The organism is Chitinophaga sp., assembly GCF_035564935.1.
Taxonomy (GTDB): domain Bacteria; phylum Bacteroidota; class Bacteroidia; order Chitinophagales; family Chitinophagaceae; genus Chitinophaga.
The window spans coordinates 1-8,231 of record NZ_DATMTE010001092.1; the positions used below are offsets into that span (position 1 = coordinate 1).

The following is an 8,231-nucleotide window of genomic DNA, read 5'->3' on the forward strand; positions in this document are numbered from 1 at the left end:
ACACTTTGCGCCGCAAATCGTTAACAGCTCGTTAATCCATTCCTGTTGTGGCTTGCTTATCTGCTGCCTTTATACTTTGAAGTAAATTGGATAACTCCAAAATCATGTCTCCATGAAAACATCCACTTTTAACCATTGGGAGAAAAAAATACAACTGGCTATTTCATTATCCCATGACGATCCGCAAGGCGACCGGGGCCTTAAGGAAGTGGCTGCGCTGATCAGCGAATCTGTTGACAACTTCTCTCATAAATTTGCGGAGATGTACGGTACTTCTTACATGAATTTCACAAGAAGACGAAGAGTGGAAGCGGGCGCAGGATACCTCCGGCACAGCGATTACAGTGTAGGAATGATCAGTGAAATGTGCGGATATACCCAATCCAGCTTTACCAAAGCATTCCGGGAGTTCTTTAACGAAGCCCCTATCAGCTTCCGCAACCGTCTTCACCTGGAAAGTGAAAAGAATACGCTGGAACGCACCAAAATTGCCTCCAACCCGCATGATGATTCGCAGCATCTCATTTTCACCACAGACCGTACAGAAGACATCAGGCTGGAGGACTACCTGCTGTATTATAATATTCTTCCCAGGAAGGGCGACCCGGTAAGAACAATGGTGGAATACCTCAGTAATTACCAAAAGCAGCTTTATGCCATTAAAACATCACTGGAACTGCCCGGCGCCATGATTATTACCGGTACCCTGGATATAGTGCCTGTTACAGATTATTCAAGAATGATGATGTACGTGGGTATCATGATTCCCATGCAATACCAGTACAATAAGGCGCATAACCAGGTGCGCAGCGCATTCCAGGAACCATACAGTCTTTTTACAAAACGTGTTCCCGGTGGCTATTATAAAAAACTGCCGGTACCTATGGATTTCGCAGCAGCCGGCCTGCCCATGTATGAGTTTATTAACAACAGCTGCCGCGCAGGATATTTTAAAATGAGCGGCAACCATTTCTTCATTTCGCTTACAGGTGAAAATGATTCCGAGATCTACATTCCCTGGCAGAAACGGTAAAATATATTAAAACTGGAAATAGATGGGTATCATCGGCTGGGTACTTTTCACCTGCACCAATAGCCAGATGAAAGCCACCATAATAGCTACACTGCCTGCCACCGGGATACGGCCCAGTATTTTTTCCAGGGAAAACTCCACTTTGGAAGGAAGGAAATGTAATATAAAGCCCAGTATCATTACCCAGAATACGGCGGTATAACCATTGTACAGTTCCAGGGCTATCTCTGGCTGGAAATCGTATACTACCTGGTGTATCAGCGACCATGCATCATGAAAAGTGGCAGCCTTGAAGAATACCCAGCAGAAGCAAACAAAATGGAAAGTAATAAGCACTCCCAGGATCTTAAAGAGAGTAGCTTTCCACCCGGTGATCACCTTTTTGCTCTTCTTCAGGTAATCGATCCGTACCTTATCAATAGCCAGTGCACTACCGTGCATGGCTCCCCAGAAAATGAAGTTCCAGCTGGCGCCATGCCAGAAGCCACCGATCAACATGGTTAGCGCCAGGTTGATATACTGGCGCACCTTTCCTTTGCGGTTGCCACCCAATGGGATGTACAGGTAATCCCGTAGCCAGCTGGACAATGAAATATGCCAGCGGCGCCAGAACTCTGTAATGGAAGAACTCTGGTACGGAGAATCAAAGTTGGCAGGGATCTTAAAGCCGGTCCACCGCGCAATACCCAATGCCATATCCGAATAACCGGAAAAGTCGCAATAAATTACTAACGCATAGCCATACACGCCCATTAAACACTCCAGGCCGGTATGCTTGCTGGGATCATCAAAAATATATTGGACGAAGTTCTGGTAAATAAAATCCGAGATAATAATCTTCTTAAATAATCCCCCCATGATCAGGTACATTCCCTTACCGATATCTTCTGAGCTGAGACGGTAAGGCATTGAGATCTGCGGGATAAAATCCGCTGCACGCACAATAGGGCCCATCATCAGTTTCGGGAAAAAAGACAGGAAGAAAAGGTAGTCCATAAAATTATTCACCGGCTTGATTTCATCCCGGTACACATCTATGGTATAGCTAAGATTTTCAAAAGTATAAAAAGAGATGCCAATGGGCAGGATCAGCTTCAGGGTGGAAATATGCCCTGCGGTAATATCGTTGATGATCCCGATAAAAAAGTTGGTATACTTGAAATAGAACAGCAACCCGATGTTCAGGAAGATACTCAGGATCAGCAGTGATTTCTTTACTTTTTTATCCGGGCTTTCATGGATCCATCTCGACAAATTAAAATCTACAATCGCTGAAAGTATGACCAGTCCTACGTAATAGCCGCAGGCCTTATAAAAGAAATAGAGTGAGAATACGGTGTACACCCATACCCTGGCGGTTTTATTCCTGCTTACCAGCAGGTAACACATCAGGAATAGCGCAAAATAATAAAAGAAGAACCCACTGTTAAAAAGGACCGGGTCTGACTCATGGTACGACAGTTGGTATAACAGTTTATTAATGTCGATCATCGGAGGTTAATGGATTTTTCTTTGTTTGCTGTAGATAATGTGTATAAGAACGTTGCAGGGCTTCGTATAACAATTGTCCCTGTAACTGGTATCCTCTTGCATTAAAATGGATATGATCAGGGGCCCATGCTCCTGCAAATCTAGCTTTCTGCGCTTTATTCACCGCATTAAAATTCCAGCAGGCGATGCCATGCTGCCGGGCGTATCCCATGATCTGCTGGGTCACCATCGAGATATACGGATTGGGATAATAAGCAGTGTGATATACTGTTCTGTATTTCTTTTTGCCTACTTTTTTCCGGGTGGCTTTCCTCACTGCGCGCATACAGTCCGGCGGAGTGGTAAGCAGGATGTTTACGGAAGAATCCTGTTCCCGGAGAAGCGTTACTGCTTTATCTATTTCATCCCTGAAGGCCAGGGGATCCATTCTGCCGCCATAAGCTTCGTTGGTGCCCAGGGAAATGATGACCAGTTTGGGTTTCAGCACTGCCATCTGTGCCAGCAGGATATTGCTGATCTCATTATAATGCTGGAACATGGCCCCGTTTATGCCAACACTGTGGTACAGCACCCCATTGCGGCTGTTTTCCATAATGGCGCCGTAAAACCTGAATGGCCCGTTACCGGTGCCCTCCCATCTTGCCTGGAATGATTGCGAGGTTTGCAGAAAATCCAGGGTGGCTTTGCTCAGGGTAGGAGAACCGGGAAAAGGCGCAGGTGTTACCGTTACTGTAGCATCCGGCACCACTAAAGTATTATTGGTGTTGCCGGCATCATACAGGAGGGTTACTTTACGGAAATTATTATCCATTGTACCATCCGTTTTACCGGTAAAAGACAATGTAGGCGCATCATTCTGTGAAATAATAGCAATAGCTCCGGGCCCCAGTACATCAGATTTGTTCCGGTCTACCACCCGTTCAGATGCCCATCTTACAGTGCTGTTCCACTTGAAATCTTCCGGTCCGTTGGTTCCTGCCAGGTTGTATGGAAAAACATATCCCCTGCCGGCATAACCGAACTGGTTTTGCAACAGGGAAGCCACAGCAAGCGGGAAATAGCCTGCCTGCACATGGGAATCGCCCAGGTGGAGGATGGATATTACATTACTGTCTGCTTCATGAAGCGAGGAAAAAACATTGTACAAGGCAGTATCCTGCTGGATATTGCCGGCATCGGCCATTTGTTGTGCATAAGTTGTAAATCCGCTGAGTACCAGCAAAAGCACTGCCACCCATTTTACGCTAAGGTTGTTGTGCCTGACTGTATTCATTCATAATAGCTTTATAAAGCAGCGACCCGACCTTGGCTGCTCCCGTTCTGTTAAAGTGTGTGTAGTCCTTGTTGGCCATCACAGTGTCTCCTTCTACCCACTTTACCATAGCGCCTTCCCCGCCCATAGCGGCAAAAAGGTTCCAGTAGGCTGTACCATGACCGGCGGCGAGGTTGTGCTGAACTTTCAGCAATGCTTCCACACCGGGTGCGGTAATATATTTATCGGCTTTTCTGTAAGATTTATCGGCAGTACCAATGATCAGGAATGAAGTTGATGGCAGGTCCTGGCGAAGTGAATCCATCACTTTCTTCATCGGGCGTTCATACCAGCTGTAGTCGGTAAGTTCCGGACGGAATAATACGTTGGCGCCATAGTGCATCACCACCAGGTCGTAAGGACGTTCCTGCTGCATACGACGGATCATGCTGGCAGACAAGTGGCCCAGTTCCACGCCACTGATACCTCTGAACGAATAGTTATCTACATAAATACCATCCCCGTTTTCAAAACAAACACCATAAAAAGGCATGGCGCTGCCGGTGTTGCGGATAACTACAGACGTTGTTCCGGTATCCTGCTGCAGATCCAGCCGGTTCACCGGTTGATTCCCTGAAAGCGTATAGGCCTTATCGTTAATGGTTACAGCGCCTGACTCAGCAGGACCGTATAATACAGACACTTCGCTGAATTTATCAAGCAAGGGCTTTTTTACAGGGGAGTATTTCACCCAGCTGTTTCCACCAGGATAAAAGGTATGGCCGGATAATCCCAGGGTAACATTAGATGGCGGTGAATTTTTATAATGATAATCTTTCCAGTCGGTAGAGAAAGTATGCAGGATGGTAGTTCTGAAAGACGCTACCACAGAAGTAACAGGAACAAACCCTACACCGCCGCCACCAAAATAATGTTGGAGGCTGTCGCGCAGATCACCGGTAATCAGGTCGCCTTCAATCATGGAATCGCCGAAATAAGCAATCCTTACCTTACGGCGTTTACCAGCTTTCAGCTCTTTAAGGGCAGCGAGAAATTGTTTCATCCCAACAATAGAGTCGCCGGGTACAGGGGAAGCATATTCCATAATGCCGGTATACGACATGAAGTCGTGTGTATGATCCGGGTTAGGCACATGCGGGTTACCGGCAGCAACAGTGCTGTCTAAACCAGAAAGCTTACTGCTGTCGTTGCCGTCTGCAGTAAGCTTTTGGTTGTCCGGGGAATTGGAAGTTGTTCTCAGTTCTGATAACATATCCAGCTTCCGGAATTGAAAGTCTTTATATGAAAAGCTGTAATTGAGCTGTGACAGCCCTACTACGCAAACTAAAGTTCCAAGAATAATATAGAACGGATAGGCAGACTTATTTTTGCCGGACATAGTTTAATAATCTGTAGCACATCACTGTTCGCCTGCTGCCGGCATGCCTACGGTTAACCATTTTTGTGATTCCGTTGCCACGCTATCCATACCTGCGTCCAGCTTATACAATTTATAGCGGTTAATAATGTTTGTCACACGTCTGATCCATTCATGGCCGGCAGATGAATAGCCGCTATGGTTCATCTTTTTGAGCCATACGGCAAATTCGGGGTTACCTTTCATTTCGCCAAACCATTTCTTGCGCGCCAGCACTTCCACAAAATGCTCATAGGAAGCCATATCTGACACATATTGTTTGTACACAGACTTTGCTCCCGGTTTAACCTTGGAAATGCTATTTTTTCCAACGATACCAAAGTGGTTATGCAGCAATTTTGCATTTCTGCTTGTTCCGGTGCCTGATTCCAGCATCGCTATCCCGAGGATAACGCTGGCTGGTATACCGGTTTCCTGCATTAATTCTACAGAAACCGGTTTAAATTTCTTCAGATAATTATTTGTGGATTGTTGTGCAAACCCAACATTGCTGAGCATTAGCAATAGTAACACCGCACATAACCATACTGTCCTCTTAAAGAATGTTGAAATTCTCATGGTAGTATTTTTTGATACAGGTGATAGTTCCTTCTTTGTTTTCAGCATCATTTTCTTACCTCACATATCAACGATGATCACACCGCAATATTACTTTAAAAATTTAAATAATACGATCTTCCTCTTTTCTTATCTAACCCGTTAATCTCTTGTTAAAAAAAATTGTACCTCATATTTGTGCCAATCCCCTTTGATGCGGCATTTTGCCATATCAAAGGGGATTTTAGCGACAAAAGCATTCCTTCTTGCAAAGATTATGCCGGCAAGCCTTTTTTCGCGGGAAAGCATGTTAGCGACTTGTTAACTATGCCTTCGAGGCGAGCTCATTATGACTTTACCAGGCTGATCTTCAATTCGTTAAGCTGTTGCTGATCGATTTCGGCAGGCGCATCCAGCATTACATCGCGTCCGGAGTTATTCTTCGGGAAAGCGATAAAGTCGCGGATACTTTCACTGCCACCCAACAGCGAGCACAGGCGGTCAAATCCGAAGGCAATACCTCCGTGTGGCGGTGCACCATATTCAAATGCACCCAACAGGAAGCCAAATTTGTGTTCTGCCTCTTCCTTGCTCATTCCCAGGGCTGCAAACATTTTCTGCTGCAGGTCGCGCTGGAAAATACGGATGGAACCACCCCCTACTTCTGTGCCGTTTAAAACTATATCGTAGGCGTTAGCCTTAATTTTACTGTATTGTGAAGGATCATCCATCAGGGCTATCTGCTCTGGCTTTGGCGACGTAAACGGATGGTGACGTGCCACCCAGCGGTTTTCCTCTTCAGCGTATTCAAATAATGGAAAGTCTATAACCCACAACGGTTTAAAGTCGTTTTTGTTGCGTAAACCGAGGCGTTCTCCCATTTCCAGGCGGAGCTCGCTGGCAGCTTTACGGGTACGCTCTTCCCTGCCAGCCAGCACCAGGATTAGATCTCCGGGTTGTGCCTGACATTTTTGCGCCCATAATTTCAGTTGTTCTTCATCAAAAAACTTATCCACAGAGCTCTTCAGTGTACCATCTGCATTATAGCGTACATAGATGAGCCCGCTCATGCCGATCTGCGGCCGTTTTACCCAATCAGTCAGTTCATCCAGCTGCTTGCGGGTATACTCTGCACAACCTTTGGCAGCAATTGCCACTACCAGTTCCGCATCGTCAAATACTTTAAAGCCTTTGTTTTTAGCAGTATCGTTCAGGTTTACCAGCTTCATTTCAAAGCGGATATCCGGCTTATCGTTACCATAATATTCCATTGCATCGTCGAAGGTCATCCGTGGGAAAGCACCAGGAAATTCGATTCCCTTTATTTCCCTGAAGATGTGCTTCAGCATATGCTCAAAAGTATTGAGGATATCTTCCTGGTCCACAAAGCTCATTTCACAGTCGATCTGGGTAAACTCAGGCTGCCGGTCGGCCCTCAGATCCTCATCCCTGAAGCATTTCACGATCTGGTAGTAACGGTCGTAGCCACTTACCATCAGCAATTGCTTAAAGGTTTGCGGCGATTGTGGCAGCGCATAGAACTCATTGGGGTTCATGCGGCTTGGCACTACAAAATCGCGGGCGCCTTCGGGGGTGGATTTGATCAGGAAAGGTGTTTCTATATCCATAAAACCGGCTGTATGCAGGTAGTTACGTGCAGCACGTCCTACCTGGTAACGTAGTTCCAGGTTTTGTCTTACAATGTTGCGGCGCAGGTCAAGGAAGCGGTATTTCATCCGCAATTCATCTCCCCCGTCGGTATCATCCTGCAGGGTAAACGGCGGCGTTTTGGCTGCATTAAGGATGGTAAAATCGCTCACGGTGATCTCTATATCACCGGTAGGGATATTTTTATTCTTATTCGAACGCTCGGTTACGGTACCTTTCACCTGGATAACAAACTCACGGCCAAGCGGCTGCGCATCCAGTTTGGCGTTCAGGTTTTCCCCGAACAATAATTGAGTAATACCATAACGGTCCCGCAGGTCAAAAAAATTGATGCTGCCAAACTTTCTTACTGTCTGTATCCATCCGGCCAAAGTTACTTCCTGGCCCACCTGTTCCATTCGTAATTCCCCGCAAGTGTGCGTCCTATACATGCGTAAATAATTGATTTAGTTAGTTTTATGGTTGAATTACAGGATAAGCAATCATCAATTGGCGACCACTCTCCAGTTGTTCACTTATGCCCATAAGGGGGGCAAAGATACGGTTTGCATCGGGCATTTTATGCCCGGTGTATGTTAAAATATCGTTTGAGGTCTATTTCCGGCATCAGTGGTGCATTGGCAACAAGCACCTCCCTGAAATGCGCTGCCATAAAGGGTGCAAGCGAACATCCTTTTGTTCCCAGCCCGTTAAAAAGCCCTACAGACGGCAATTCGGGGTGAAAACCGGCTATCGGGCGACGGTCATCCCCCGATGGTCTCACCGCCGAAAGCTGATCCACTATTTCATACGGCACTTTCAACAGCTGGCGG

At 46.2% G+C, this 8,231-nt stretch carries 6 protein-coding genes and 1 pseudogene; 1 reads left to right on the forward strand and 6 read right to left on the reverse strand.

Features of this window, described 5'->3' with window-relative positions:
- Nucleotides 1–112: 112 nt before the first annotated feature.
- The gene (locus VN105_RS28145) at nucleotides 113–1,033 is read left to right on the forward strand and encodes a helix-turn-helix transcriptional regulator (protein WP_325646544.1); all 921 of its coding nucleotides are present in this window, start codon (nucleotides 113–115) and stop codon (nucleotides 1,031–1,033) included.
- 6 nt (nucleotides 1,034–1,039) lie between these two features.
- On the opposite strand, the gene VN105_RS28150 is transcribed toward VN105_RS28145, so the two are convergent.
- The 6 genes and pseudogenes from VN105_RS28150 to VN105_RS28175 all read right to left on the reverse strand — a co-directional run.
- A complete protein-coding gene (locus VN105_RS28150) occupies nucleotides 1,040–2,524 on the reverse strand; it encodes an MBOAT family O-acyltransferase (RefSeq protein WP_325646546.1) in 1,485 nt (494 codons plus the stop codon).
- Nucleotides 2,511–3,797 carry a GDSL-type esterase/lipase family protein gene (locus VN105_RS28155; RefSeq protein ID WP_325646548.1) on the reverse strand — a complete coding sequence of 429 codons (1,287 nt, stop codon included), beginning with the start codon at nucleotides 3,795–3,797 and terminating at the stop codon, nucleotides 2,511–2,513. Before VN105_RS28155 ends, VN105_RS28150 begins: the two co-directional genes overlap by 14 nt.
- The gene (locus VN105_RS28160) at nucleotides 3,769–5,175 is read right to left on the reverse strand and encodes a hypothetical protein (protein WP_325646550.1); all 1,407 of its coding nucleotides are present in this window, start codon (nucleotides 5,173–5,175) and stop codon (nucleotides 3,769–3,771) included. Before VN105_RS28160 ends, VN105_RS28155 begins: the two co-directional genes overlap by 29 nt.
- Before the next feature lie 21 nt (nucleotides 5,176–5,196).
- Nucleotides 5,197–5,772 (reverse strand): glucosaminidase domain-containing protein, encoded by a 576-nt coding sequence (locus VN105_RS28165; protein ID WP_325646552.1) that lies wholly within the window; start codon nucleotides 5,770–5,772, stop codon nucleotides 5,197–5,199.
- Between the two features lie 326 nt (nucleotides 5,773–6,098).
- Nucleotides 6,099–7,850 carry an aspartate--tRNA ligase gene (gene aspS / locus VN105_RS28170; protein WP_325646554.1) on the reverse strand — a complete coding sequence of 584 codons (1,752 nt, stop codon included), beginning with the start codon at nucleotides 7,848–7,850 and terminating at the stop codon, nucleotides 6,099–6,101.
- A gap of 128 nt (nucleotides 7,851–7,978) precedes the next feature.
- Nucleotides 7,979–8,231, reverse strand: a pseudogene (locus tag VN105_RS28175) (FAD-dependent oxidoreductase); the annotation flags it as partial.

Coding starts and splice junctions, on each gene's coding strand:
- VN105_RS28165 (WP_325646552.1), bottom strand. CDS start 5,772: ATGAGAATTTCAACATTCTTTAAGAGGACAGTATGGTTATGTGCGGTG.
- aspS (WP_325646554.1), bottom strand. CDS start 7,850: ATGTATAGGACGCACACTTGCGGGGAATTACGAATGGAACAGGTGGGC.
- VN105_RS28145 (WP_325646544.1), top strand. CDS start 113: ATGAAAACATCCACTTTTAACCATTGGGAGAAAAAAATACAACTGGCT.
- VN105_RS28155 (WP_325646548.1), bottom strand. CDS start 3,797: ATGAATACAGTCAGGCACAACAACCTTAGCGTAAAATGGGTGGCAGTG.
- VN105_RS28150 (WP_325646546.1), bottom strand. CDS start 2,524: ATGATCGACATTAATAAACTGTTATACCAACTGTCGTACCATGAGTCA.
- VN105_RS28160 (WP_325646550.1), bottom strand. CDS start 5,175: ATGTCCGGCAAAAATAAGTCTGCCTATCCGTTCTATATTATTCTTGGA.